Source organism: Vibrio sp. SALL6 (assembly GCF_002002385.1).
Taxonomy (GTDB): Bacteria; Pseudomonadota; Gammaproteobacteria; order Enterobacterales; family Vibrionaceae; genus Vibrio; species Vibrio parahaemolyticus.
On record NZ_MQVK01000008.1, the window covers coordinates 50,440 to 77,394 of the forward strand.

Annotated in this window: 21 protein-coding genes and 10 tRNA genes; 28 read left to right on the forward strand and 3 right to left on the reverse strand. The window is 45.8% G+C overall.

The window, feature by feature from the left end:
* Nucleotides 1–10: 10 nt before the first annotated feature.
* Entirely contained in the window at nucleotides 11–2,572 is a 2,562-nt protein-coding gene (gene mutS, locus BIW15_RS04550) for a DNA mismatch repair protein MutS (RefSeq protein WP_074545645.1), read from the reverse strand.
* A gap of 84 nt (nucleotides 2,573–2,656) precedes the next feature.
* On the opposite strand from mutS, the gene pncC reads away from it, so the two are divergent.
* The 25 genes from pncC (at nucleotide 2,657) to luxS (ending at nucleotide 22,046) form a co-directional block, all read left to right on the forward strand.
* Nucleotides 2,657–3,139, forward strand: a complete 483-nt coding sequence (gene pncC, locus BIW15_RS04555; RefSeq protein WP_005455551.1) for a nicotinamide-nucleotide amidase — start codon at nucleotides 2,657–2,659, stop codon at nucleotides 3,137–3,139.
* A gap of 200 nt (nucleotides 3,140–3,339) precedes the next feature.
* Nucleotides 3,340–4,383 carry a recombinase RecA gene (gene recA / locus BIW15_RS04560; RefSeq protein ID WP_005478550.1) on the forward strand — a complete coding sequence of 348 codons (1,044 nt, stop codon included), beginning with the start codon at nucleotides 3,340–3,342 and terminating at the stop codon, nucleotides 4,381–4,383.
* A 123-nt stretch (nucleotides 4,384–4,506) separates the two neighbouring features.
* Nucleotides 4,507–4,974 (forward strand): recombination regulator RecX, encoded by a 468-nt coding sequence (recX, locus tag BIW15_RS04565; protein ID WP_025636075.1) that lies wholly within the window; start codon nucleotides 4,507–4,509, stop codon nucleotides 4,972–4,974.
* A 142-nt stretch (nucleotides 4,975–5,116) separates the two neighbouring features.
* Entirely contained in the window at nucleotides 5,117–7,699 is a 2,583-nt protein-coding gene (gene alaS, locus BIW15_RS04570) for an alanine--tRNA ligase (RefSeq protein ID WP_005455546.1), read from the forward strand.
* A gap of 202 nt (nucleotides 7,700–7,901) precedes the next feature.
* Nucleotides 7,902–9,089, forward strand: a complete 1,188-nt coding sequence (locus BIW15_RS04575; RefSeq protein WP_005478552.1) for an aspartate kinase — start codon at nucleotides 7,902–7,904, stop codon at nucleotides 9,087–9,089.
* 92 nt (nucleotides 9,090–9,181) lie between these two features.
* A complete protein-coding gene (gene csrA / locus BIW15_RS04580; RefSeq protein WP_004415691.1) occupies nucleotides 9,182–9,379 on the forward strand; it encodes a carbon storage regulator CsrA in 198 nt (65 codons plus the stop codon).
* A 243-nt stretch (nucleotides 9,380–9,622) separates the two neighbouring features.
* Nucleotides 9,623–9,714: transfer RNA gene (locus tag BIW15_RS04585), tRNA-Ser, on the forward strand.
* 31 nt (nucleotides 9,715–9,745) lie between these two features.
* Nucleotides 9,746–9,822 (forward strand) — tRNA-Arg (locus BIW15_RS04590).
* A gap of 29 nt (nucleotides 9,823–9,851) precedes the next feature.
* Nucleotides 9,852–9,943: transfer RNA gene (locus BIW15_RS04595), tRNA-Ser, on the forward strand.
* Nucleotides 9,944–10,028: 85 nt separating this feature from the next.
* A tRNA-Arg gene (locus tag BIW15_RS04600) sits at nucleotides 10,029–10,105 on the forward strand.
* Nucleotides 10,106–10,161: 56 nt separating this feature from the next.
* A tRNA-Arg gene (locus BIW15_RS04605) sits at nucleotides 10,162–10,238 on the forward strand.
* Between the two features lie 57 nt (nucleotides 10,239–10,295).
* Nucleotides 10,296–10,372 (forward strand) — tRNA-Arg (locus BIW15_RS04610).
* A gap of 57 nt (nucleotides 10,373–10,429) precedes the next feature.
* Nucleotides 10,430–10,506, forward strand: a tRNA-Arg gene (locus BIW15_RS04615).
* A 57-nt stretch (nucleotides 10,507–10,563) separates the two neighbouring features.
* A tRNA-Arg gene (locus BIW15_RS04620) sits at nucleotides 10,564–10,640 on the forward strand.
* 57 nt (nucleotides 10,641–10,697) lie between these two features.
* Nucleotides 10,698–10,774 (forward strand) — tRNA-Arg (locus BIW15_RS04625).
* 57 nt (nucleotides 10,775–10,831) lie between these two features.
* Nucleotides 10,832–10,908: transfer RNA gene (locus BIW15_RS04630), tRNA-Arg, on the forward strand.
* 569 nt (nucleotides 10,909–11,477) lie between these two features.
* On the forward strand, nucleotides 11,478–11,735 hold the full coding sequence (locus BIW15_RS04635; protein WP_005493951.1) for an oxaloacetate decarboxylase subunit gamma: 258 nt from the start codon (nucleotides 11,478–11,480) through the stop codon (nucleotides 11,733–11,735).
* Nucleotides 11,736–11,767: 32 nt separating this feature from the next.
* Nucleotides 11,768–13,555: a sodium-extruding oxaloacetate decarboxylase subunit alpha gene (oadA, locus tag BIW15_RS04640; protein WP_025633468.1), complete on the forward strand. Its 1,788-nt coding sequence runs from the start codon at nucleotides 11,768–11,770 to the stop codon at nucleotides 13,553–13,555.
* 9 nt (nucleotides 13,556–13,564) lie between these two features.
* Nucleotides 13,565–14,695 (forward strand): sodium ion-translocating decarboxylase subunit beta, encoded by a 1,131-nt coding sequence (locus BIW15_RS04645; RefSeq protein ID WP_005462536.1) that lies wholly within the window; start codon nucleotides 13,565–13,567, stop codon nucleotides 14,693–14,695.
* A gap of 152 nt (nucleotides 14,696–14,847) precedes the next feature.
* Nucleotides 14,848–15,798: an NADP-dependent oxidoreductase gene (locus BIW15_RS04650; RefSeq protein ID WP_077280634.1), complete on the forward strand. Its 951-nt coding sequence runs from the start codon at nucleotides 14,848–14,850 to the stop codon at nucleotides 15,796–15,798.
* The gene (locus tag BIW15_RS04655; RefSeq protein ID WP_005462564.1) at nucleotides 15,792–16,253 is read left to right on the forward strand and encodes a YqaA family protein; all 462 of its coding nucleotides are present in this window, start codon (nucleotides 15,792–15,794) and stop codon (nucleotides 16,251–16,253) included. Before BIW15_RS04650 ends, BIW15_RS04655 begins: the two co-directional genes overlap by 7 nt.
* Nucleotides 16,254–16,262: 9 nt before the next feature.
* A complete protein-coding gene (locus BIW15_RS04660; RefSeq protein WP_077280635.1) occupies nucleotides 16,263–19,106 on the forward strand; it encodes a pitrilysin family protein in 2,844 nt (947 codons plus the stop codon).
* Nucleotides 19,107–19,262: 156 nt separating this feature from the next.
* A complete protein-coding gene (gene gshA, locus BIW15_RS04665) occupies nucleotides 19,263–20,831 on the forward strand; it encodes a glutamate--cysteine ligase (RefSeq protein ID WP_025635790.1) in 1,569 nt (522 codons plus the stop codon).
* A gap of 24 nt (nucleotides 20,832–20,855) precedes the next feature.
* The gene (locus tag BIW15_RS04670) at nucleotides 20,856–21,461 is read left to right on the forward strand and encodes a hypothetical protein (RefSeq protein ID WP_015297256.1); all 606 of its coding nucleotides are present in this window, start codon (nucleotides 20,856–20,858) and stop codon (nucleotides 21,459–21,461) included.
* A 66-nt stretch (nucleotides 21,462–21,527) separates the two neighbouring features.
* On the forward strand, nucleotides 21,528–22,046 hold the full coding sequence (luxS, locus tag BIW15_RS04675; protein ID WP_005462534.1) for an S-ribosylhomocysteine lyase: 519 nt from the start codon (nucleotides 21,528–21,530) through the stop codon (nucleotides 22,044–22,046).
* A 61-nt stretch (nucleotides 22,047–22,107) separates the two neighbouring features.
* Here the strand turns inward: luxS and BIW15_RS04680 are convergent, their stop codons facing one another.
* Both BIW15_RS04680 and BIW15_RS04685 read right to left on the reverse strand, forming a co-directional pair.
* Entirely contained in the window at nucleotides 22,108–23,388 is a 1,281-nt protein-coding gene (locus BIW15_RS04680) for an HlyC/CorC family transporter (RefSeq protein ID WP_005462557.1), read from the reverse strand.
* Nucleotides 23,389–23,513: 125 nt separating this feature from the next.
* Nucleotides 23,514–24,308 carry an inner membrane protein YpjD gene (locus BIW15_RS04685; RefSeq protein ID WP_005462565.1) on the reverse strand — a complete coding sequence of 265 codons (795 nt, stop codon included), beginning with the start codon at nucleotides 24,306–24,308 and terminating at the stop codon, nucleotides 23,514–23,516.
* A gap of 212 nt (nucleotides 24,309–24,520) precedes the next feature.
* On the opposite strand from BIW15_RS04685, the gene ffh reads away from it, so the two are divergent.
* The 3 genes from ffh (at nucleotide 24,521) to rimM (ending at nucleotide 26,938) form a co-directional block, all read left to right on the forward strand.
* Nucleotides 24,521–25,903 carry a signal recognition particle protein gene (gene ffh / locus BIW15_RS04690; RefSeq protein ID WP_005462555.1) on the forward strand — a complete coding sequence of 461 codons (1,383 nt, stop codon included), beginning with the start codon at nucleotides 24,521–24,523 and terminating at the stop codon, nucleotides 25,901–25,903.
* A gap of 209 nt (nucleotides 25,904–26,112) precedes the next feature.
* Entirely contained in the window at nucleotides 26,113–26,361 is a 249-nt protein-coding gene (rpsP, locus tag BIW15_RS04695) for a 30S ribosomal protein S16 (RefSeq protein ID WP_005379962.1), read from the forward strand.
* A 28-nt stretch (nucleotides 26,362–26,389) separates the two neighbouring features.
* On the forward strand, nucleotides 26,390–26,938 hold the full coding sequence (gene rimM / locus BIW15_RS04700) for a ribosome maturation factor RimM (RefSeq protein ID WP_005462552.1): 549 nt from the start codon (nucleotides 26,390–26,392) through the stop codon (nucleotides 26,936–26,938).
* Nucleotides 26,939–26,955: the final 17 nt, after the last annotated feature.

Here is a 26,955-nt window from a genome sequence, read left to right on the forward strand (position 1 = left end):
GATATTCTCGTTAAAGCATTTTCTTCAAACGATACAGCTCTTCAAGGGCTTGACGAGGTGTTAAGTCGTCTGGATCGATGTTTGATAACGCTTGTTCAATTTCGCTAGGTTCAGGGATTAAGCTGAGCTGATTTGCTACATCCACAGTGCTTGGACGAGGCGAGTCGCTAGCTTGGCCGAGTTGCTCTAGTTGAGACAGTTTAGCACGAGCATTTTTGATGACCGTTTTAGGTACGCCAGCTAAGCCCGCAACCGCCAAGCCGTATGATTTGCTTGCGGCGCCTTCTTGAACTGCGTGCATGAAAGCAATGCTGTCGCCATGTTCTACCGCATCTAGGTGAACATTCGCTAAGTTTGGTAGCAAGTTCGGTAATTCGGTTAGTTCAAAGTAGTGCGTAGCGAAAAGTGTCATCGCACCAATTTGTGTTGCAAGCCATTCGGCACTTGCCCATGCCAATGAAAGACCATCGTAAGTACTGGTACCGCGACCGATCTCATCCATTAACACCAAGCTGTTCTTGGTTGCGTTGTGGAGAATGTTGGCCGTTTCTGTCATCTCTACCATGAAGGTTGAACGACCTGATGCCAAGTCATCTGAAGCACCGATACGAGTAAAGATGCGATCCAATGAGCCAATTTGTGCTGATTCTGCAGGTACATAAGAGCCGATATGAGCCATCAACGCAATTAGCGCAGTTTGGCGCATGTAGGTTGATTTACCCCCCATGTTTGGACCCGTGATGATGAGCATTTTACGGCTTGGGCTTAATTCTATTGGGTTAGCAATGAACGGGTCCGAGGTGACTTGCTCTACTACCGGGTGGCGACCTGCTTGAATGTGAATACCTGCGTCTTTAACTAGAGTAGGGCGGCAATAATCCAATGAGTCTGCGCGTTCTGCTAGGTTTTGTAACACGTCCATCTGTGAAACGGCAGAAGCTAGGTTTTGCATTTGTTCAAGATGAGGCATCAGCAAATCGAACAGCTCTTCCCACAGTTTTTTCTCTAGTGCGAGTGCTTTTGATTTTGAGTTCAGAACTTTGTCTTCATGCTCTTTAAGCTCAGGAATAATGTAGCGCTCGGCATTTTTCAGAGTTTGGCGACGCACGTAATGTGGCGGTACCAAATGGCTTTGGCCACGACTTACCTGAATGAAGAATCCATGTACGGCGTTGTAGCCAACTTTCAGCGTATCGATGCCATGACGCTCGCGTTCATCCGCTTCGAGCTTTTCTAGATACTCGGTTGCACCATCAGCGAGCTTGCGCCACTCATCCAATTCTTCGTTATAGCCTTCTGCAATCACACCACCATCGCGGATCACTACCGGCGGGTTTTCTTTGATAGCACGTTCAAGAAGCTCACATACTTCATCTATTGGCGCAGCATATTGAGCCAACTTCACTAGGTATGGATGAGTTAAGGATGTAGTGAGCGATTCTAGTTCAGGAAGTTGTTGCATGGCATGGCGTAGGCGAGCCATATCACGTGGACGAGCAGAACGTAGAGCAAGACGCGCTAAGATACGTTCAATATCGCCAATCTGTTTTAAAGTTGGCTGAAGATCGGTAAATAAGCCTTGATCTTTAATTTCACCAATCGCATCCAGACGGTTGTTTAGCGTATCAATACAACGCATCGGTTGATGCAGCCAACGCTTTAACATGCGGCTGCCCATCGGGGTTGAGCAATGGTCGAGAACTGCGGCGAGTGTATTGTCCGTGCCGCCAGCTAAATTTTGGGTGATTTCTAGATTGCGACGCGTAGCTGCATCTAAAATTACAGAGTGATCTTGGCGATCAAACGTTAGTGAGCGGATATGTGGTAGAGCAGTGCGTTGTGTGTCTTTTACGTATTGGATCAAACAACCTGCGGCGCACAAACCAAGAGAGGCGTGCTCAACACCAAAACCGACAAGATCACGGGTGCCAAACTGCTGGTTCAGCTGTTGTTTGGCAGTATCTAGTTCAAACTCCCATACAGGGCGACGACGGTTACCGTTACGGTTCGACATCAAGTGGACTGGCTCGAAATCTTCAGGGAACAACAACTCACGCGGTGCGGTGCGTTGTAGTTCTGCCATCATGGATTCTTCGGTTTCTGGCTCCGTTAATTGAAAACGGCCAGAAGTAACGTCTAACGTCGCATAACCAAACTTACCGTTGTGATGGTAAATCGCAGCGATTAAGTTATCGAGACGTTCAGAAAGCAGTGCCTCATCGGTTACGGTGCCTGGCGTGACAATGCGTACTACTTTACGCTCAACAGGACCTTTGCTCGTCGCAGGATCCCCAATTTGTTCACAGATTGCGACTGACTCACCAAGCTGAACTAGTTTCGCGAGATACCCTTCCACTGCATGGAATGGCACTCCCGCCATAGGAATAGGTTCTCCGGCCGATGAGCCGCGCTTGGTTAATGAAATATCAAGCAGTTGAGACGCTCGTTTCGCGTCATCATAGAAGAGTTCGTAGAAATCGCCCATGCGGTAGAACAGCAAAATTTCTGGGTTCTCAGCTTTTAGCTTGAGATATTGCTGCATCATCGGAGTGTGTTTTTGTTCAGCTTTCACAGGTAAGTTCTTTTGTTTATTTCCGTAGCGGCTTAGGATACGTGAATCCCTATCAAGTAAAAAGAGACAAAGGGCATTTTGGCTATGGAAAAAACAACAAAATTAAGTGCTGATTTAGGTGTGTTACTTGCGCGACATGGGCATGTGCTGACCACAGCAGAGTCCTGTACTGGCGGTGGCGTTGCAGCCGCAATTACTGATATTGCAGGTAGCTCCGGTTGGCTTGACCGCGCTTTTGTTACGTACAGTAATGAGGCCAAAATGGAGATGCTTGGAGTGCAGCTTCAAACACTCGAAGCGTATGGCGCAGTGAGTGAGCCAGTTGTAACTGAAATGGTGCAGGGGGCATTAAAACATTCCAATGCAACAATTGGGGTGTCTATCAGTGGCATCGCTGGTCCTGGTGGTGGCAGTGAGGAAAAGCCGGTTGGAACGGTGTGTTTTGCCTTTGCAGATAATCAGGGGTGGCAGTTAGTAGAAACCATGCATTTTTCTGGAAATCGAGCAGAAGTTCGCGAACAAGCGGTGATTCATGCATTGAGTCAATTGCACCAACACTTAATCTAGATTTTTTGGATCTGCGTAAGCCCAGAGAAAACAAGGGCTAGAGAAAACTGCACGATATTGTGAGCCAAATTTTTTTCATACAGGTATAGACACTGTATGAATCAACAGTATAATGACTTTCATTGCTGAGCAGAACTTCTGCTTAAGAAAAATGAATTACTATTCGTCGCCCAAAGAAGATGAATAAATCGGAGAAAGTAATGGACGAGAACAAACAGAAAGCGCTCGCCGCTGCGCTAGGTCAAATTGAAAAGCAATTCGGTAAAGGCTCTATCATGCGCCTTGGTGATAACCGCGCAATGGATGTAGAAACCATTTCAACGGGTTCGCTTTCTCTTGATATCGCTTTGGGTGCTGGTGGTCTACCAATGGGTCGTATCGTTGAGATTTACGGTCCAGAATCTTCAGGTAAAACAACACTAACTCTTGAACTTATTGCTGCTGCGCAACGTGAAGGCAAAACTTGTGCGTTTATCGATGCAGAGCACGCTCTAGATCCTGTATATGCAAAGAAACTTGGCGTTGATATCGATGCACTATTGGTTTCTCAACCAGACACTGGTGAGCAAGCTCTAGAGATTTGTGATGCATTAGCTCGCTCTGGCGCAATCGACGTAATGGTTGTTGACTCTGTTGCTGCTCTAACACCTAAAGCTGAGATCGAAGGCGAAATGGGCGACAGCCACATGGGTCTCCAAGCTCGTATGCTTTCTCAAGCAATGCGTAAGCTTACAGGTAACCTAAAACAGTCTAACTGTATGTGTATCTTCATCAACCAAATTCGTATGAAGATTGGTGTGATGTTCGGTAACCCTGAAACGACTACTGGCGGTAACGCGCTTAAGTTTTACGCTTCTGTTCGTTTAGATATCCGTCGTACTGGCGCAATCAAAGAAGGCGATGAAGTTGTAGGTAACGAAACGCGTATCAAAGTGGTTAAGAACAAGATTGCAGCACCATTTAAAGAAGCAAACACGCAAATCATGTATGGCCAAGGCTTTAACCGTGAAGGTGAGTTGATTGACTTAGGCGTGAAGCACAAGCTAGTAGAAAAAGCGGGCGCTTGGTACAGCTACAATGGCGATAAGATTGGTCAAGGTAAAGCAAACGCTTGTAACTACCTGCGTGAGCATCCAGAAATCGCGAAAACAATCGATACCAAACTGCGTGAAATGCTACTTTCTCCAGCTCAACCAGAAGCACCTGCTGCCGGTGAGAAGCCTGAGCAAGAAGAAGAGTTTTAATCTTCTGATAGACTAAAAATAAAGCCCTGCGTTGCAGGGCTTTGTTGTATTTGTCGAAATCAAAATCGAAGAAATTTAAGGCAAACGAAAAGCCTGTACAGCCAAATTACCTTTAGGATCACTATGTACCAAAAGCGACAAGCACCGACGCTATCTAGCAAAGAAGCCGCGATTCAGTTACTTAGTCGTCGAGATCATGGCTTATATGAGCTCCATCAAAAGCTTGCGATGAAAGGCTATGAAGAGGCTGATATTGAAGCTGCGATTAACTTTTGTTTAGAACACGATTATTTGGATGACTTGCGTTACGCCAAAAGCCAAGTGCGTCAACACGTTTACAAAGGTCATGGTGAGCGTCGTATTCGCCAAGAGCTTAACCAGAAGCGCGTTGCAGAATCTGTCATTGAACAAGCAATGGCAGAAGAGCCCCAAGATTGGTTTGAATTGGCAAAGTTGGCAGCAGAGAAGAAATTTAAAGGAATAAAGGCCAAAGACCAGAAAGAGTACGCTAAACAGGTTCGTTTCTTACAATATCGCGGCTACAGTTTTGACCAAATTAGCTATGCATTAAGCTTTGAAGACGAAGATTAGGCGTGAATTATTCACGCTGATTTTTGTTTTGCTTCAAATTTTTTCTTCTACCCCCTCTTTTCCGCAAGAAAACTAGTCTCAGCTGATTGCATGATCTACAATACGGCAAAATTCTAACTCGACTATTTTCAGGAAGAGCTGCATGTACATGAGCACTGACGAGGTTCGTAACGCGTTCCTCAAGTTCTTTGAAAGCAAAGGACACCAAATCGTAGAAAGTTCATCGTTAGTTCCACATAACGACCCAACCCTGCTGTTCACAAACGCAGGTATGAACCAATTTAAGGATTGTTTCTTAGGCTTGGAAAAACGAGCCTATACTCGAGCGACTACGGCTCAACGTTGTGTACGTGCTGGCGGTAAACACAACGACCTGGAAAACGTGGGCTTTACAGCTCGTCACCATACTTTCTTTGAAATGCTAGGTAACTTCAGCTTTGGCGATTACTTCAAAGAAGACGCGATTTCATTCGCTTGGGAATTTCTAACAGACGTTCTTAAGCTGCCTGCAGACCGTCTATTGGTGACCGTTTACGAAACTGATGACGAAGCATTCGATATCTGGAACAAGAAAGTAGGCGTTCCTGCAGACCGCATCATCCGCATTGGCGACAAGAAAGGTGGCAAACCATACGAGTCAGACAACTTCTGGCAAATGGGTGATACTGGTCCTTGTGGTCCATGTACTGAAATCTTCTACGATCACGGTGAGCACATCTGGGGGGGCCGTCCTGGCACACCTGAAGAAGATGGTGACCGTTTCATCGAGATCTGGAACAACGTATTCATGCAGTTCAACCGTCATGCTGATGGCACGATGGAACCGCTACCAAAACCGTCGGTAGATACAGGTATGGGTATCGAGCGTATCTCTGCAATCATGCAAGGCGTTCACTCAAACTACGAAATCGACGTATTCCAAGCTCTTATCAAAGCAGCCGCAGAAGTGATCGGTTACGAAGACCTATCAAACCAATCGCTACGCGTTATCGCTGACCACATCCGTTCATGTTCATTCCTGATTGTTGATGGTGTTATGCCTTCAAACGAAGGTCGTGGCTATGTTCTACGTCGTATCATTCGTCGTGCTGTTCGTCACGGTAACAAGCTAGGTGCGCAAGGTGCATTCTTCCACAAATTGGTTGGTGTACTAGCTGACATCATGGGCACTGCAGGTGAAGAACTGAAACGTCAGCAAGCTGTCGTAGAAAAAGTACTGCGTATCGAAGAAGAAAACTTCGGTCGTACGCTTGAACGCGGTATGGCGATTCTAAACGAAGCGCTAGATAACTTAGATGGTAAAGTGCTCGACGGTGAAACCGTATTCAAACTTTACGATACTTACGGCTTCCCAGCTGACTTGACTAATGATGTTGCGCGTGAACGTGAGTTCGCGATTGACGAAGAAGGCTTCGAGAAAGCAATGGAAGAGCAGCGTCAGCGTGCGCGTGAAGCGGGTCAGTTCGGTACAGACTACAACGCAGCAATTAAAGTTGATACACAAACTGAATTCTGTGGCTACGTTGGAACAAAAGGCTCTAGCTCAGTGGCGGCAATGTTCGTTGAAGGCAACGAAGTGGATTCTCTATCTGCTGGCGACAAAGCGATCATTGTGCTTGGTGAAACCCCATTCTACGCTGAGTCAGGCGGTCAATGTGGTGATGCGGGTGAAATCCGCACTGAAGCTGGTGTGTTCCGAGTAGAAGATACTCAAAAGCTAGGCAACGCAATCGCACACCACGGTGTTATGGCGGAAGGCGTTCTAGCGAAAGGCGATGAAGTCGCTACTATCGTTGACGCAGAACGTCGCGCAGCTATCTCTCTAAACCACTCAGCAACGCACTTGCTACACGCCGCACTTCGTCAAGTTCTTGGTGAGCACGTGACGCAAAAAGGCTCTTTGGTTAAAGCAGAAAACTTACGTTTTGACTTCTCTCATCTAGAAGCGGTAACGGCGGCAGAGCTAAAAGAAGTTGAACGTCTAGTTAACGCGCAAATTCGTCGCAACCACGTTATTGAAACCAACGTGATGGACATTGAGTCTGCGAAGAAGAAAGGCGCAATGGCACTATTTGGCGAGAAGTACGATGATGAAGTACGCGTACTGTCTATGGGCGATTTCTCTACAGAGCTTTGTGGTGGTATCCACGCTTCTAACACTGGCGATATCGGCTTATTCAAGATCACCTCTGAGAGCGGCATCGCGGCGGGCATCCGTCGTATTGAAGCAGTAACAGGTGAAGCAGCTCTAGATGCGATCGAAGCTCAAGCAGCAAAATACGAAGAGAAACTAGCAGAATCTGCACAAAAAGCGAAAACGCTAGAAAAAGAACTTCAGAAGCTTAAAGACAAGATGGCTGCTGCTGAAAGCGCAAACATCATGGGTAAAGCAGTGGAAGTAAACGGCACGAAAGTACTGGTTGCTGCACTAGAAGGCGCGGATAGCAAAAACCTACGTACTATGGTTGACGACATCAAGAACCAAATGGGCTCAGGTGTTGTGCTTCTAGCAAACGTAACAGATGACAAAGTTGGCTTGATTGCTGGTGTGACGAAAGATCTGGTAGGCAAAGTTAAGGCGGGCGACCTCGTTAAAATGGTTGCAGAGCAGGTTGGTGGTAAGGGCGGTGGTCGCCCTGACATGGCGCAAGCTGGTGGTACTGATGTGTCAGCATTACCAGAAGCGATCAAAACTGTTCAGCCTTGGCTAGAAGAGCGCTTATAAGCATTACATAACGAATTTACGCTCAATCAAGTTTCTTTGATTGGGCGTAATTTTTTTACGGTAACCAAGTGGTTTAATTGACCGAAAAATAACCAGGTCATTTAAGCTGCTTGGTTTTTGTTGTAACTACCGCTTATATAATTTCAACTAGTGGAATATAAGTGGTCCGAATGAGACTTTGGTCTTGGGAAGGTGAAGACTGGTGAAAAAGCCCCTTATCGTGCAAAAGTTTGGTGGAACCTCCGTGGGTTCAATTGAAAGAATCCACCAGGTCGCTGAACACATCATTAAGGCGAAAAATGATGGTAATCAAGTTGTCGTAGTTGTGTCTGCAATGTCAGGCGAAACAAACCGACTAATGGACCTAGCGAAACAAGTAGATAGTGTTCCTACGGCTCGAGAACTTGATGTTTTGCTCTCTGCTGGTGAGCAAGTGTCAATGGCGTTATTGGCGATGACACTCAATAAACTGGGCTATGTAGCTCGCTCACTTACCGGAGCACAAGCGAACATTGTGACGGATAATCAACACAATGACGCGACGATTAAACATATTGATACCTCAACGATTACGGATTTACTTGAACAAGATCAAATCGTCATTGTCGCAGGTTTTCAAGGTGTGAATGAAAATGGGGATATCACCACATTAGGTCGAGGCGGCTCTGATACGAGCGCCGTGACGCTTGCAGGCGCATTGCGCGCTGACGAGTGTCAAATCTTTACCGACGTTGATGGTATTTATACTTGTGACCCACGTGTAGTGAAAAATGCTCAGAAAATGGCGGTCATTGACTTTCCTTCAATGGAAGCAATGGCAAGTCGAGGAGCAAAAGTTCTACATTTACCTTCCGTGCAGTTCGCATGGAAGAATAATGTACCGCTACGCGTGCTTTCGACCTTTGAAGTTAATGAAGGCAGTTTGGTTAAGGGGGAATCAGGCCATCAAGCCGTCTCTGGTATAGCCATTCAACGTGACCTTGCCATTATTGAAGTCGATAAAGAACATTTATCTAGTGCTACAAAACAATGTCAGATGTTAGGCATAGACATTTGGAATGTGATCGAGGAAACAGAACGAACAGGTATCATGATAAAACAAGAAGCATGTGCCAAGTTCGATCTGGTGTTCAGCGATAAAATCCGTAATAGTGAAGCAGTAAGTCTGTTAACCGCAGTAGGGCTTGAAGCCAATGGAATGGTGGAACATGCATGCGGTTTGTTGGCTCAGCAAGATATTGCGATCAATTTCTGCGCAACGAATGCACTCACTATGATGCTGGTATTGCCACCTGAGAGTGTGGATACAGCAGCAAACATTCTTCATGATGCTTACATTACGTCTAGTGAAGCATTGAACATTCAGCAAAAACATGCCTTTTTAGGCTGATTTTCCGTGACAAGGTAGTTTACGAAAATATAACTTTTGTTGGATAATAGCTTTGTAGCAAGAAAATTTAGAGATTACTCAAGGAGCAAAGAATGCTAATTTTGACTCGCCGCGTAGGCGAAACACTTATGATTGGTGATGAAGTGACTGTAACTGTACTAGGTGTTAAAGGTAACCAAGTACGTATCGGTGTTAACGCTCCGAAAGAGGTTTCAGTTCACCGTGAAGAAATCTACATGCGCATTCAGGCTGAAAAAGGCAATGGCAACGTTGCTTCAGGTAACTACTAAGTCGCTCCTGTTTACAGAGCTTAGTTTGAATGAAAAAGGCTAGCCGATCGGCTAGCCTTTTTAGTTTCTGATAAATGTCATTTTTTAAGAGAAGATTCTCTTTTTTTCATCATAATAGAGTGATAAGGTTTGTTTTATAGTCACTTTGATTAAATCCGCATCGGTTAAGCGTTTTTTGCGTTTTTTTTCAAAGAAAGTGTTTGACATATTTTCGGTAAAACGTAATATGTGCCTCCGCAAGACGGTGAGGTGGCCGAGAGGCTGAAGGCGCTCCCCTGCTAAGGGAGTATACGGTTTATCCCGTATCGAGGGTTCGAATCCCTCCTTCACCGCCATTCTTGCAACGTTGATTTATCAACAAAAAGTGCGTCCTTAGCTCAGCTGGATAGAGTACCTGGCTACGAACCAGGCGGTCGGAGGTTCGAATCCTCCAGGACGCGCCATATCTCTTTTGAGATATAACAATGAAAACGGTGAGGTGGCCGAGAGGCTGAAGGCGCTCCCCTGCTAAGGGAGTATACGGTTTATCCCGTATCGAGGGTTCGAATCCCTCCTTCACCGCCATTCATTGACTGGCCCGATGGCCTTTTTTTTGTTTCGCAAGAAATGAATGTGATTTACTTCACAACTTCCTAGCAAGAAGATCTGCGCGTCCTTAGCTCAGCTGGATAGAGTACCTGGCTACGAACCAGGCGGTCGGAGGTTCGAATCCTCCAGGACGCGCCACTATTTAATAATTCGTTTGATAAACGGGTTATACAAAGTAAAATAAAGATTATTGCGCGTCCTTAGCTCAGCTGGATAGAGTACCTGGCTACGAACCAGGCGGTCGGAGGTTCGAATCCTCCAGGACGCGCCACTCTTTAGGGTTTCCTTGTGAACTCCTGATATTGGTAATACTGATATCGAAAACTGCGCGTCCTTAGCTCAGCTGGATAGAGTACCTGGCTACGAACCAGGCGGTCGGAGGTTCGAATCCTCCAGGACGCGCCACTCTTTAGGGTTTCTTTGTGAACTCCTGATATTGGTAATACTGATATCGAAAACTGCGCGTCCTTAGCTCAGCTGGATAGAGTACCTGGCTACGAACCAGGCGGTCGGAGGTTCGAATCCTCCAGGACGCGCCACTCTTTAGGGTTTCCTTGTGAACTCCTGATATTGGTAACACTGATATCGAAAACTGCGCGTCCTTAGCTCAGCTGGATAGAGTACCTGGCTACGAACCAGGCGGTCGGAGGTTCGAATCCTCCAGGACGCGCCACTATTTAGGGTTTCCTTGTGAACTCCTGATATTGGTAATACCGATATCGAAAACTGCGCGTCCTTAGCTCAGCTGGATAGAGTACCTGGCTACGAACCAGGCGGTCGGAGGTTCGAATCCTCCAGGACGCGCCACTTTTTAGGGTTTCCTTGTGAACTCCTGATATTGATAATACTGATATCGAAAACTGCGCGTCCTTAGCTCAGCTGGATAGAGTACCTGGCTACGAACCAGGCGGTCGGAGGTTCGAATCCTCCAGGACGCGCCACTTATCAAAAAGCCTCGCTTATGCGAGGCTTTTTTTGTATCTGAAAAACAAACACTCACTACTTATTCTCTAGTCTGCGCTGTCAAAGTAGGTTTCTTTTCTTATCTGATTGAACTGCAATGTCACTTTGCGTATCTAGTCAATCATCTCTAATAATTCATCATCGGTGCTCCATGCTTTCTTCGTTTCCAGCAAAATGATGACTAGCGTGATTTAAATAAAATATGTTAATCACATGTTGTAATGGTGTTTTTGTTTTGATCTTTACTCCTATCTTTTTGTTTTAATAGTTCTTTCTTTTAATCTCACTTGTTTTGTTTTGAAATCTTAATCGCAGTTTTCTCGTGCTCTTTGAATTAACCTGTTTATATATTGAGCATTCGTTCTAACTCGATGGTTTAAGTTTGAATTGTGATCTGGGTAGTGAATAAATAATCAATTATGGAGATTATTTAAATCCTTCCTTAAACAAAATTGACAAAATTTAACCAATCGAGATAATCCATTGGTCGGGATTTGACGCTAATAAAGTCCTGCACGTTGTCAGGATGACAAAGAAAGGAAGCAACATGACGAATATAGGAAGCCTGCTAGTAGATGCGGCCACCCTTATGGTTACGGGGATGGCGGTCGTATTTATTTTCCTCACCATTCTTGTTTATCTCGTTCGGCTATTGTCGAAACTGGTGCCAGAAGAAGTACCAGAGCCGATCGCAGCACCAAAAACAAATACCAAAGTTCAATCAACCTCTTCAGCTGTTAGTCCACAAGTAGTGGCAGCGATTTCAGCGGCGATTCATCAACATCGCGCTTCAATCGCGAAGTAGCCGAATATAGGATTAAAAAGGAGTTTAAGAGCATGTCTAAACCACTAGCTATTACCGATGTGGTCCTTCGAGACGCCCATCAATCACTGTTTGCTACGCGTATGCGTATCGAAGATATGCTGCCTATCGCAGCTGAGTTGGATAAGATTGGATACTGGTCCCTAGAAACCTGGGGTGGTGCAACGTTTGATTCGTGTATTCGATTCCTTGGGGAAGACCCTTGGGAGCGTCTACGTGAGTTGAAAAAGGCGATGCCAAATACACCAATGCAAATGCTACTTCGTGGTCAAAACCTTTTAGGATATCGCCATTATGCTGATGACGTAGTAGAGAAGTTCGTTGAGCGTGCTCATGCCAACGGTATGGATGTATTCCGTATCTTTGATGCGATGAACGATGTTCGCAATTTCCAAAAAGCGGTGAAATCGGCGGTAGATGTTGGCGCTCATGCGCAAGGCACCCTGTCATACACAACAAGCCCTGTTCACAATACGGATACTTGGGTTGATTTAGCAAAGCGTTTGGAAGATCTCGGTTGTCATTCTCTGTGTATCAAAGACATGTCTGGCTTGCTAAAGCCTTACGAAGCGCAAGAGCTAATCACACGCATCAAAGCCTCTTGTGATGTACCACTGGCACTCCACTGCCATGCAACCACTGGTCTTTCTACCGCTACGGCAATCAAAGCGGTAGAGGCTGGTATCGACATCCTCGATACGGCTATTTCTTCGATGAGCTGTACTTACGGGCATACTCCGACAGAAACGGTTGTAGCAATGCTGCAAGGTACTGAGCGCGACACCAATCTGAAACTTGATCAACTAGAACCTATTGCAGCTTACTTCCGTGAAGTACGTAAGAAATACGCGAAGTGGGAAGGGCAACTAAAAGGCGTGGATTCTCGTATCCTTATCGCTCAAGTGCCAGGTGGTATGTTGACGAATATGGAAGGTCAGCTAAAAGAGCAAGGTGCAGCGGATCGTATCGACGAGGTGTTAGAAGAAATCCCACGTGTACGTGAAGATCTTGGCTTTATTCCTCTCGTAACACCGACGTCTCAGATCGTTGGTACTCAAGCCGTCATTAACGTACTGACCGGTGAGCGCTACAAGAGCATCACTAAAGAAACCGCTGGTGTTCTCAAAGGTGAGTACGGTGCCGCTCCTGCGGCAGTGAATGCCGATCTACAAGCTAAAGTCCTTGAAGGTAAAGAGCCAATTACGTGCCGTCCTGCTGATTTGTTAGAGCCAGAAATGGAAGCTCTAACGGTGGATTTAATGGATAAGGCTCAATCAGAAGGCATTAAGCTTGCGAGTGAACGCGTTGATGACGTACTTACTTATGCGTTGTTCCCTCAAGTTGGTCTGAAGTTCCTTAAAAACCGTGGTAACCCTGACGCTTTTGAACCAGCACCTACATTGGAAAGTGCAAAACCAGTTGCAGCGCCTGCGGCTCCAGTCGCGTCTGGTAGCGTAGAAACTTACAGTGTTCGCGTTGATGGACAAGTCTACGAAGTTGAAGTGGGGCCAAAAGGACAATTGACTTCTGTGACGCCAAGTTCAGCTTCTGCACCAGTGGCCGCTCCAGTTGCGCCTGTGACGACAAATGCGGAATCAGTTCCTGCACCGCTTGCAGGAAACATCTTTAAAGTGAACGTTCAGCCGGGTGCTGAAGTCGCAGAAGGTGATGTCCTACTGATCCTTGAAGCAATGAAGATGGAAACGGAAGTTCGTGCAGCTCGCGGTGGTATCGTTCAAGAACTGAACGTTAAAGAGGGTGATGCCGTTACCGTTGGTGCACCTCTTCTCAGCTTGGCGTAAGGGAGTATCATGGACGGATTGATGACCTTATGGTCAGAAACAGGGATCGCTAACTTTGAGTTTGGCCAAATCTGCATGATGCTGGTTGGCTGTACGCTGTTGTTTTTAGCGATTCGTAAAGGCTTTGAACCATTACTTTTATTGCCAATTGGCTTTGGTGCTATCTTAGCTAACATTCCTAATGCGGGCTTCACTGAGCCAGGCGGTTTGTTGTACTACGTCTACTATATCGGGATCGAATCGGGAGTTTTCCCATTGTTGATCTTTATGGGCGTTGGTGCGATGACGGACTTTGGCGCATTGATCGCGAACCCGAAAACACTTTGGTTAGGGGCGGCAGCGCAGTTTGGTATTTTTGCGACCTTGTTTGGGGCGATTTTGCTTAACTTTGTGCCGGGGATGGAATTCTCGATGGCAGATGCATCATCGATCGCCATCATCGGTGGTGCTGATGGTCCAACGGCGATCTTCTTGGCCAGCAAGTTGTCGCCAGACTTATTGGGGGCGATTGCGGTAGCGGCATACAGCTACATGGCATTAGTTCCGATCATTCAACCGCCAATTATGAAAGCGCTGACTACCAAAGAAGAGCGTGAAATCAAAATGGCGCAGCTTCGTCATGTTGGTAAGTGGGAAAAAGTGTTCTTCCCGATGGCCGTGCTGTTGATGACGATTCTGTTCCTACCTTCTGCGACACCATTGGTTGGTATGTTCTGTCTCGGTAACCTGATGCGTGAAGCGGGTGTGGTGGATCGTTTATCGAAAACTGCACAAAATGAACTGATCAATATTGTGACTATCTTCTTGGGTTTAGGGGTAGGCTCGAAACTGCAAGCTGACCAGTTCTTAAATTTGGAAACATTAGGCATTCTTGGTCTAGGCGCTGTAGCGTTCAGTATCGGTACAGGCGCAGGTGTTCTCATGGCTAAGCTTCTTAATAAGTTCTCAGAAGAGGACATCAACCCACTCATTGGCGCGGCAGGGGTGTCTGCCGTACCTATGGCTGCGCGTGTGGTGAACAAAGTCGGGCTTGATGCAAACCCTCAAAACTTCTTGTTGATGCATGCGATGGGACCAAACGTAGCTGGTGTACTTGGCTCCGCGGTAGCGGCAGGTATTCTGTTGGCCTTGGTTGGATAAAGACTCTTGTAACACGTAAATACAGTTATCGTGTTGAAGATAAAATTATCAACCAATTTACATGCTTGCCATTAACTTGGTTAAACAAAATGGTTTATAGTCAAAGGGATGCTCCGGCATCCCTTTTTTATTTGTCCCTCAGGGAGTGAGTTATGGAACATAAACAGATTGTTATCACTGAGTTTGGCGACGCCAATGTTCTGGCGATTCAAAGCGCTGAAACTCCGATCCCTAAGTCTGGCGAAGTGTTGGTCAAGGTGCATTATGCTGGCGTGAATCCTATCGATGTCAAAACACGAGCGGGACTTGGCTGGGCTGCTTCCCAGAATAAAGACAAACTGCCTTGGGTGCCAGGTTACGATATTTCTGGGAAAGTCGCCTCTTGTGGAACTAAGACTTCTCGCTTTGCTGTGGGAGATGAAGTGGCCGGTTTTATTGGCTTTCCTCTCCAAGGTGGTGGTTATAGCCAATATGTTTGTGTTCCGGAGTCGGAGCTAAGTCACGTGCCAAGTTCGGTCACGCTAGAAGCGGCGGCGGTTTTACCATTGGCAGGGCAAACCGCAGCTCAAGCATTAAGCAAAGCGAATGTCAGCGAATGCGATAGAGTATTAATTCTCGCAGGAGCGGGTGGCGTAGGGCACTTAGCGGTGCAGATTGCTGTGGCGACAAAAGCCGAAGTGTTTACCACCTGCAGTGAACGAAATTTAGACTACCTCGCCACACTTGGCGCTCATGCAGTGAACTATCAATTTGCACCAGTGTCAGAACGTGTTGAAGGCGTTGATGTTTTAATTGATTTGGTTGGTGGTGATGCGGCTCTAGATGCTCTCAAGTGCCTAAAAGACAATGCCCGCGTGATCACGGTACCAACGATTAGCGCTGAATTAATTTATGACAAGGCCAAGCTGTTAGGCTTCGAGGCAAGCGGTATGTTGGTTGAGCCAGAACCTTCACAGTTAGACACGTTGTTGTACATGGTAGGTGTGGGATTACTTAAAACAGAAGTGCAACACATTTACCCAATGACTGAAGTTATCGCCGCACACCAACAAGTGGAATCGGGGCGAACGAGAGGCAAGGTATTACTTGATATGACATGCTAGACGCATTCAATTCAGCTTTTGAACATTTAGCCCTTTGGTTTTCTGATTCAGCATTGTGGGTGCTTTTTTTAACGGGCTTTCTGAGCGCCACCTTACTGCCTGGTGGCTCTGAAGCTGGGCTGATAGCAACTCTCTCACTCAATCAATATGCGGTTTCTTCTATTCTATTGGTTGCCACAATAGGTAATACGCTTGGTGGCTTAACCAATTACTGGCTTGGGTTATGGATCCCCAATAAAACCCAAGAAGAAAAACATGGTCATACCGCTTTAAAGTGGCTAGCAAAATATGGCTACTGGGGATTATTTTTCAGTTGGTTACCAATTATTGGTGATCCGTTGTGTCTCGCGGCTGGATGGTTAAGGATGAAATTTCTGCCGTGTGTGATTTTAATATTTTTAGGAAAAGCCGCTCGGTACAGCTTGTTGGCGGCCATTTATCTCGGATTATTTTAAGGAAAGTACATGAGAATGTTTTGGGTTGGCGCGTGCTCACTGTTAGTGATCACGGGCTGTGCATCAAATTCCCCTGTTTCATCGTTGCCAAAAGGGGTGACTTTCGTCGAATCATCGAAAGCAGAAGACGGCAAAGTTAAGATCCCATATCAAAAATACAAACTCGATAACGGCTTGACCGTAATTCTAGCGCCAGAGGGCTCTGATCCATTGGTACACGTTGATGTCACGTATCACGTCGGCTCAGCTCGTGAAGAAATCGGTAAGTCGGGCTTTGCGCACTTCTTTGAACATATGATGTTCCAAGGTTCAGAGAACGTTGGCGATCAAGAGCACTTCAAAATCATCACAGAGGCGGGTGGTACGTTAAACGGTACGACCAATCGCGATCGCACCAATTACTTTGAAACCGTTCCTGCGAATCAGCTGGAAAAAATGCTGTGGCTTGAATCGGATCGTATGGGCTTTTTACTTGATGCGGTTTCACAGCGCAAATTTGAAATTCAACGATCTACGGTGAAAAATGAGCGTGCGCAACGTTATGACAACCGTCCGTACGGTTTGATTTGGGAACGTATGTCTGAAGCGTTATACCCAGAAGGTCATCCTTACTCATGGCAAACCATCGGTTACGTTGAAGATCTTGACCGTGTTGATGTGAATGATCTTAAAGCATTTTTTCTGCGTTGGTACGGTCCAAATAACGCGACGATCACGATCGGTGGTGACTTAGATGTCGAGCAAACACTGGAGTGGGTAAACAAATACTTCGGTTCCATTCCTCGCGGTCCAGAGGTTGAAAACGCACCGAAACAACCAGCTAAGTTGCAAGAAGACAAATACATTACGTTGGAAGATCGTATCCAACAACCGATGGTAATGATTGCGTGGCCAACCACATACAGCGGCGAAGAGAGCCAAGCATCTCTGGATACGCTATCGGAAGTATTAGGTGGTGGTACCAACAGCGTGCTGTACCAAGATTTAGTGAAGACGCAAAAAGCGGTTGATGCGGGTTCCTTCCATGACTGTGCAGAGCTTGCGTGTAATTTCTATGTCTACGCGATGGGAGATTCTGGAGACAAAGGCGATCTTTCGACCTTGTATGATGAGCTTATGAAGTCGATGAGCAAGTTTGCAGAGAAAGGCGTCACTGACGATCGTCTGGAGCAGTTGAAAGGTAAAGCTGAAGCGGATGCGATTTTTGCGCTTGAAAGCGTGAAAGGTAAAGTCACACAGCTAGCGTCGAATGAAACTTTCTTTGGCCAAGCTGATTTGATTGAAAAACAATTGGAACAGATTCGCGCCGTGACTCCTCAATCTGTTGAGAAGGTGTACCAAAACTTTATTCAAGGTAAGTCGAAAGTCACCTTGAGCGTGGTACCAAAAGGCAAAACGGATCTTGCTGTTAAGTCTGCGACATTTACAACGCCAGAACGTACCTTGCCAGAGTACAAAAAAATTACCGATGATCAGTTAGCCTATCGCCGCGCAACGGACAATTTTGATCGTTCAGTGCAGCCACCGGTCGGTGAGCCAGTGAAAGCAACAATGCCAGAACTGTACAATGTGCACTTTGACAACGGCTCTGAACTACTCGGCACCGTGAGCAACGAAACTCCGACAGTCATGATGCAATTCAGCTTGCCTGCGGGCACGCGTTTTGTGGAAAAAGGCAAAGAAGGCCTAGCGCAACTGACGGCTGCTATGTTGCAAGAAGGAACGACCAAACGTAGCGTGGAACAAATTCAAGCTGAGCTCGATAAACTCGGCAGCATGATCTCTGTCGATGCAACAGGCTACACGACGAACATCAGCGTTTCTTCTTTAGAAAAGAATTTAGAGCCAACACTGAAAATCGTTGAAGAGATGCTGCTGTCGCCAGCGTTCAAACAAGAAGATTTTGATCGTGTGAAAATGCAGGCACTCGAAGGGCTTGTGTACGAACATCAAAATCCAAGTTGGATGGCATCTCAAGCAAGTCGACAAGTGCTGTATGGCGATTCTGTTTTCGCTCGTCCGAAAGACGGCACGCAAGCCGGGGTCAGTGCGCTAACGCTTGATGATGTACGTGAGTTCTACGCTAAGCACTACACACCGCAGAGTGCACAAGTCGTGGTGGTGGGTGACATTGCTAAACAAGACATTGAGCAGAAGCTTGCGTTTTGGGCTGAATGGAAAGATGAAGCGGCACCACTTTATGCTCCTCAAACAATACCAGCATTAGGTGAGCAGAAAATTCATCTTGTCGACAAACCAGGTGCACCGCAAAGTGTGGTTATGATGGTTCGTCAAGGCATGCCTTATGATGCCACGGGTGACTTTTATCTAAGCCAGCTCGCGAACTTTAACCTAGCGGGTAACTTTAACAGTCGCATCAACCAAAACCTGCGTGAAGACAAAGGCTACACCTACGGTGCTTACGGTTACTTCTCGGGGAATCCTGAAACCGGTTCGGTTGTATTTACCGCGCAAGTTCGTGCCGATTCGACGGTCGCATCGATTATCGAGATGGAAAATGAGCTGAATGAATACGCTCAATCTGGAATGACTGATGAAGAAATGAAATTTATGCGCCAAGCGGTCGGTCAAAAAGATGCACTGAAATATGAAACGCCGACACAAAAAGCGGAACTCATTAGTGATATTCTCAAATACAACCTCGATCAAGATTACTTGCAGCAAAGAAACGCTATCGTTGAGAAAGTGGATAAGCAAACTTTGAATGCATTAGCTCAAAAATGGTTTGATCCGAATGACTATCAAATCATTGTCGTTGGTGATGCTAAATCACTTCGTCCTCAACTAGAAAAGTTGGGGAAAGACGTAGAAGAGCTTGAAATCATTCGATAGAGTACACATTTAATAGCGGAGAGTGATCTCTCCGCTATTCATCTAGATAAGCGACTTTTAATGGGTTGTTTATCTAGATGCATGAACTATCAATAACTTAGCTTTCACTTGTCCCGAGCGACAAGTGTCCTGCTCCTAATATAAGCGAACCTCATTTTGACTGATTTTGCTGCGCGACTAAAAAAAGTTGCATCAAACCCCGAAGTATTTAAGCAGTTTGGACGCGGTGTTGAGCGAGAAACTTTGCGCTATCGTCAGGATGGACACCTAGCAACAACACCTCATCCAGAGGGTTTGGGCTCAGCGTTCACAAACAAATGGATCACCACCGACTTTTCTGAATCGTTGCTGGAGTTCATCACTCCGGTTTCTCATGACATTCCAGAATTGATGGCGCAACTGAAAGACATTCACCATTTCACTCAAACCAAAATGGGCGAAGAAAAGATGTGGCCACTTTCTATGCCATGTTATGTCGGCAGTGAAGATGATATTCAGCTTGCTCAGTACGGTTCATCGAACTCGGCGAAAATGAAAACATTGTACCGTGAGGGGCTAAAACGCCGTTACGGTAGCTTGATGCAGATTATTTCTGGTGTTCACTTCAACTTTTCATTCCCTGAGTCATTTTGGGATGCGCTTTATGGTGAGCAGGATGAGCAAGCTCGCCAAGACACCAAATCAGCTGCTTACTTTGCTTTGATTCGTAACTATTACCGTTTTGGTTGGATGATCCCTTACTTCTTTGGTGCATCGCCAGCGTTATGTGGTTCGTTCATTCAAGGCCGTGAGACTAAACTCCCGTTTGAAAGCATCGGTGGGACACTGTATCTCCCTAAAGCGACGTCTCTTCGCTTGAGTGATCTTGGTTATACCAACAGTGCTCAAAGCGTATTGAAAATTGGTTTCAACAGTATTGACCAATATCTTGAAGGTTTAGGTGATGCGATTCGTCGACCATCTGAAGAATTCGCAAAAATTGGAGTAAAAGTGGATGGTGACTACCGTCAGCTCAATACCAACATTCTCCAGATTGAAAATGAATTGTACGCACCAATTCGTCCGAAACGCGTAGCGAAAAGTGGTGAGAAGCCATCAGATGCATTGAGTCGCGCGGGCGTGGAATACATTGAAGTGCGCTCATTAGATGTGAACCCATTCAGTGCCGTTGGTGTTAGCGAAGAGCAAGTTCGTTTCTTAGATCTTTTCCTAACGTGGGCGGCGTTGTCAGATTCTGACCCAATGGATAACTGCGAACTAGAATGCTGGCGTGACAACTGGAACAAAGTGATCATCTCTGGTCGTGAAAAAGGTTTGATGCTGCAAATCGGTTGCCAAGGTGAACGCTTATCTTTGCAAGATTGGGCGAAACGAGTATTCGTTGAGTTGCGCCAAATTGCAGTAGAGATGGATTCTGCGGCTGGTGGCGACGCTTACCAAGCTGTATGTGACAAGCTAGAAGCATGGATTGATAACCCTGAACTGACGATTTCTGGCCAATTGCTTGAGCTAACCAAAGAACTTGGTGGACTTGGCAAAGTAGGTTGTGCTCTTGGCATGAAGTTCCGTGAAGAAAATCTGGCTCACGGTTACCAACATTACTCGCAAGATATAATGGAAACGGAAGTGGCTTCTTCAGTTGAGAAACAGCGACAAGCGGAAGAAAGCGATACGTTATCTTTTGACGAGTTTCTGGAAAACTACTTCGCTTATCTAAAACAATAATCAATAAGTAAGGATTGGGTGGGATTGAACATTAAGCCGTTGGTTGTATCGGTGCTAGGAAGTGTGTTGCTTGCGGGATGTGCGACAGCGCCACCAAAACAGCAAGATAACCTGTGTGAGATATTCCGAGAAAAATCTGGTTGGTATGATGATGCGAAAGACATGGAAAAAGAGTGGGGAACCCCCATTCATGTTGCCATGGCCATCATCAAGCAGGAAAGCAGCTTCCGCCATGATGCCAAACCACCCAAAGATTACGTATTGGGTTTCATCCCTTGGGGACGCGTAAGCAGTGCGTATGGCTATGCACAGGCTCAAGATCCAGCTTGGGATGACTTCCAAGATTCCACCGGGCAAGGTGGTTCGCGCACCAATTTTGATGATTCGATAATGTTTGTTGGGTGGTATACCCACGAGACTCGTCGCCAGTTAGGCATTTCATTGTGGGACCCTTATAACCAGTATCTGGCCTATCATGAAGGGCGAGGCGGTTATAAACGTGGAACTTACAAAAGAAAGCCTAGTTTGATGAAAGTGGCTCGGCGAGTTGAGCAAACCGCAAAGACTTATGGCTGGCAGCTGAAACAATGTCGTCAGGAATTGGAAGACAACAGCAGCTGGTTCTTTTAACCCCATTTGGGTATAAAAACCAAACCAATACCTCAAGGTGTTGGAATTACGATCAGGAGAGATGTAATGCCTTTACTCGATAGCTTCACCGTAGACCACACTCGCATGAATGCACCAGCAGTGCGTGTCGCGAAAACCATGCAAACTCCAAAAGGAGATACCATTACGGTTTTCGACTTACGCTTCACTGCGCCTAACAAAGACATTCTTTCAGAGAAAGGCATTCATACACTAGAGCACTTGTACGCAGGTTTCATGCGCAATCACCTAAATGGTGACAGTGTGGAAATCATTGATATCTCACCGATGGGATGTCGCACTGGTTTTTACATGAGTCTCATTGGTACGCCTTCTGAACAGCAAGTCGCAGACGCATGGCTTGCTTCTATGGAAGATGTGCTAAAAGTGGAAAGCCAGAACAAAATCCCTGAGCTAAATGAGTACCAGTGTGGTACTGCAGCGATGCATTCTTTAGAAGAAGCACAGCAAATTGCCAAGAACATTCTAGCCGCAGGTGTGTCTGTTAATAAAAACGACGAGTTGGCTTTGCCAGAATCAATGCTAAAAGAGCTGCGCGTAGACTAAGTTCTTTTGGAACGGCAACACAAAACAAAAAGCCTGACATGAGTCAGGCTTTTTGTTTTGGTTATTTGGACGTTGATTTTTTCTTCTTCGGATAGACTCGAACTAACTTGATTCGGTTTTCTTCGATTTCAACAATTTCCATTGGGTGGCCCGCGACACGGACACTTAAATGACTCTCTGGAATATCTTCTAGGTGTTCCAAAATCAGACCATTCAAGGTTCTAGGGCCATCGGTAGGTAAATCCCATTTCAAACCTTTGTTGATATCGCGGATATTGGTGCTGCCTTCAATTAAGAAACTACCATCGCCTTGTGGGCTGATTTCATCAGACAAACTAGGAGAAATAGACGTCGTGAACTCACCAATGATCTCTTCTAGGATGTCTTCAAGAGTGATTAGACCGATGATATCACCGTACTCGTCTACGATCAGACCGATGCGCTGCTTGTTGCGCTGGAACTTCAACATTTGTACGTTCAGCGGCGTGCCTTCAGGAATGTAATACACTTCATCTGCCGCGCGCAGTAACGTTTCTTTGTTAAACTCGTTCTTTTCTAGCATCAAACGGTACGCTTCACGTAAACGCAGCATACCAACCACTTCATCGATTTGGTCGCGATAAAAAACGATTCGACCGTGTGGCGAGTGTGTTAACTGACGAACAATGGATTTCCAGTCATCGTTAATATCGATACCCGTAATCTCATTACGTGGCACCATAATGTCATTTACAGTAACGTGTTCGAGATCGAGAATAGACACCAACATGTCTTGGTGACGACGAGGGATAAGTCCGCCAGCTTCATTTACGACCGTGCGTAACTCTTCCGAACTCAGATGATCCTCTACCGTGTGATCAGCTTTCACGCCAAGCAAACGAATGAAACCATTAGTAATAAAGTTCACCAGCATTACGAGCGGTGATAGCACTTTCATTAGGATAGTGAGCAAGATGCTGCTCGCGTAGGAAACACGCTCTGGATACAACGCTGCAACGGTTTTTGGTGTGACTTCGGCAAACACCAAGACAACCATAGTTAACGCACCCGTTGCGATCGCGACACCTAAATCGCCGTATAGGCGCATGCCGATGATGGTCGCAATTGCTGAAGCAAGAATGTTCACGAGGTTGTTGCCGATAAGAATAAGACCGATCAAGCGATCTGGTCGGTCTAATAACTTTTCGACACGTTTGGCGCCCTTATGCCCACTTTTCGCTAAGTGCTTCAAGCGGTAACGGTTCAAAGACATCATCCCTGTTTCTGAACCAGAAAAATAACCTGATATGACGATAAGACACGCGAGTAGCGCAAATAAGATACCCGTAGATATGTCGTCCAAAACGTAGCTGTTCCTTGTATGTTTTTGGCAATTCAACAGCAAAGTGAGCTGCGAATTCAATGAATTAATGCGTACTGTATTTTATCTGTCCGCGAATATAAAGGATAAAGGAGCCCGAGAGCTCCTTAATTCAAGATGATTTCTTTTACAAAACGACTGCCAAAATAGGCCAACGTTAATAACGTCGCACCAGCAACCGCAAACCACGTTACTTTTCGACCGCGCCAACCTTTATGGTAGTGGCCCCAAAGTAAGATGGAATAAACGATCCACGCAATGAAGGAAAGAATACCTTTATGCGCTTTGCCTTGCGCAAACATGTCTTGTACAAACACAAAACCAGTGATGAGTGTGCCTGTCAGCAGTAAGTTACCAATCAGAATGATTTTAAATAGCTGACGTTCAACCATTAAAAGCGGTGGTAAATTAGGGTTAATAGCCAGCGACTTCTTCGCTTTTAATTTGTGATCGAGCCAAGCCAATTGCAGCGCGTACAAAGCGCCGATGGTGAGCGTTGCATAGGAAAATAGTGCAAAAGAGATATGAATGAGCAGCTTCGGGTCATTTTCTAAGTGCTTGACAAACGTGCTTGGTAAAAATGTGGCAGCAGTTAAGTTGATGGCAGCAAAGCTATAAACGACAGGCAGTAAAAACCACAGTCGGTTTTTCAACATTGCAATGCTCATGACCAGCGAAATAATAAAACTGATCAAAGACGCGACGTTAAGAATACTCAGGTTTTGACCAGAACCATCAAATATCAGGTCACTCAAAATCCACGCATGAAAAACAAGCGCACAGGCAGCACTGGCAAACACTGTTTTTGCTTTGATTCCTGACTGTTGAGAGAGTCCAGGTATGATGGTCGCAATCGCCAAAACGTAGAGCATGGCGGCCGCGATGGCAATTAAGCTATCCATGAATCCTAAATGTTGTTGTGCACGGTGACGAAATTATACCTTGCATTACTCTTTGGGGCTACGTTATATGCGTCATCAATCATGAGAGATGAGATATTGAAATTAACAAGTTAGCCCTCAACTTAGTTATAAGAGTAGTGTTCGGGTATGACTGTGACGTTGGCTAAGGTATACTCACCCTAATTAATCGCCATTTTAGCGAAGAGACAAAGATGTTTGAGAATTTAACGGATCGATTATCCAAAACGCTGAAAAATATCAGTGGCAAAGGTCGTCTGACCGAAGACAACATTAAAGAAACCCTACGTGAAGTTCGTATGGCCCTTTTAGAGGCTGACGTTGCACTTCCTGTTGTTCGCGAATTCGTAAACCGCGTTAAAGAAAAAGCGGTTGGCGTAGAAGTTTCTAAATCCTTAACTCCGGGCCAAGAATTCATCAAGATCGTTCAAGCAGAGCTTGAAGCGGTAATGGGTGAGTCTAACGAAGCGCTTAACCTAGCAGCACAGCCGCCAGCAGTACTTTTGATGGCAGGTCTACAAGGTGCGGGTAAAACCACATCGGTAGGTAAGCTATCTAAGCTTCTAAAAGAGCGCGATAAGAAGAAAGTGCTTGTGGTGTCTGCCGACGTTTACCGTCCTGCGGCGATCAAACAGTTAGAAACACTAGCATCAGACATCGGTGTCGACTTCTTCCCATCTTCACCAGATCAAAAGCCACTTGATATTGCTAACGCAGCAATCGACCACGCGAAGAAGAAATTCTACGACGTATTAATTGTCGATACCGCGGGTCGTTTGGCTATCGATGAAGAAATGATGGGGGAGATCAAAGATCTTCACTCAGCTATCAATCCTGTTGAGACGCTGTTCGTTGTTGATGCAATGACAGGTCAAGATGCGGCGAACACAGCAAAAGCCTTTGGTGATGCACTACCACTTACTGGTGTGATTCTTACCAAGGTTGACGGTGACGCGCGTGGTGGTGCGGCGCTGTCAGTTCGTCATATCACGGGCAAGCCAATTAAGTTCTTAGGTGTCGGTGAGAAAACTGACGCACTAGAGCCGTTCCACCCTGATCGTGTTGCATCGCGTATTCTTGGCATGGGCGACGTTCTGTCTTTGATTGAAGACCTACAACGCAATGTTGACCAAGAAAAAGCAGAGAAGCTAGCGAAGAAGTTCAAAGAGAAGAAAGGTTTCGACCTTGAAGACTTCCGTGAACAGCTAGGTCAAATGCAAAACATGGGTGGCATGATGGGCATGCTAGACAAGCTACCAGGTATGTCTCAGTTACCATCTGACGTGAAAGACAAAGTCGATGACAAGATGTTCAAGCAAATGGAAGCGATCATCAGCTCAATGACGATGAAAGAGCGTCAACGTCCTGAAATCATTAAAGGCTCGCGTAAAAAGCGTATCGCTGCAGGTTCAGGTGTACAGGTTCAAGATGTTAACCGTCTACTGAAGCAGTTCACCCAAATGCAGAAGATGATGAAGAAAATGCAGAAGGGCGGCATGAAAGGCATGATGCGTAACATGCAAGGCATGATGGGCGGTATGGGTGGAGGCGGCGGCTTCAATCCATTTGGTCGATAATTCATCGATGTGACTATAGTTTCAGGGTGTTAGCTGCGTCACAAACTTGAATTTCGATTTATGTTGGTGAAAAAGTAACTAAACCCTTGCATTGCTCCGGGATAAGAGTAAAATTCCGGAGCTTTATTTTGGCACGAGACCCCAGATTGTTCAGGTTATTGAACGGTTTTTGGGGTTAATTTTATTTTTGAGAAAGCAAAGAGGACGACATGGTAACCATTCGTTTGGCACGTCACGGCGCTAAGAAGCGTCCATTTTATCAAATCGTAGTAGCGGACAGCCGCAACGCTGCAACTGGCCGTTTCATCGAGAAAGTTGGTTTCTTCAACCCAACTGCTAAAGGTCAAGAAGAAGGTCTACGTCTAGACCTAGACCGCGTTAACCACTGGGTTGGTCAAGGCGCGTCTGTATCTGACCGCGTTGCTAAGCTAGTTAAAGACGCTCAAAAAGCGGCTTAATTTTTACTTCAGAAGTAGAAACTAGTTTATGTCGATGAAAGGTAAAGAAACAATGAGCAACGAAAAGATTGTTGTAGGCAAGTTTGGTGCTACTTACGGCATTCGAGGTTGGCTTAAGGTTTTTTCCTACACAGACAATGCTGAAAGCATTTTCGATTACAGCCCTTGGTATATTAACCAAAAGGGCAAGTGGGTTGAGTACAAAGTAGAAAGCTGGAAGCGCCATAACAAAGGTATGGTGGCTAAGCTGGAAGGCATGGATGTTCGTGAAGACGCGCATTTAATGACTAACTTTGAAATTGCTATTGACCCTGCAGTACTTCCTGAATTGTCAGAAGATGAATTCTACTGGCGTGAATTGTTTGGAATGCACGTAGTAACCACTAAAGGTTACGATCTAGGTGTCGTTACTGACATGCTAGAAACTGGCTCAAACGATGTTCTGGTTGTTAAAGCAAATCTTAAAGATGCTTTCGGGCAAAAGGAACGACTAATTCCGTTCCTTGAAGAGCAAGTGATCATCAAAGTTGATCGCGAAGCTCAACGGATCGAAGTTGACTGGGATCCTGGATTCTAATCTCCAAAATTACAGAG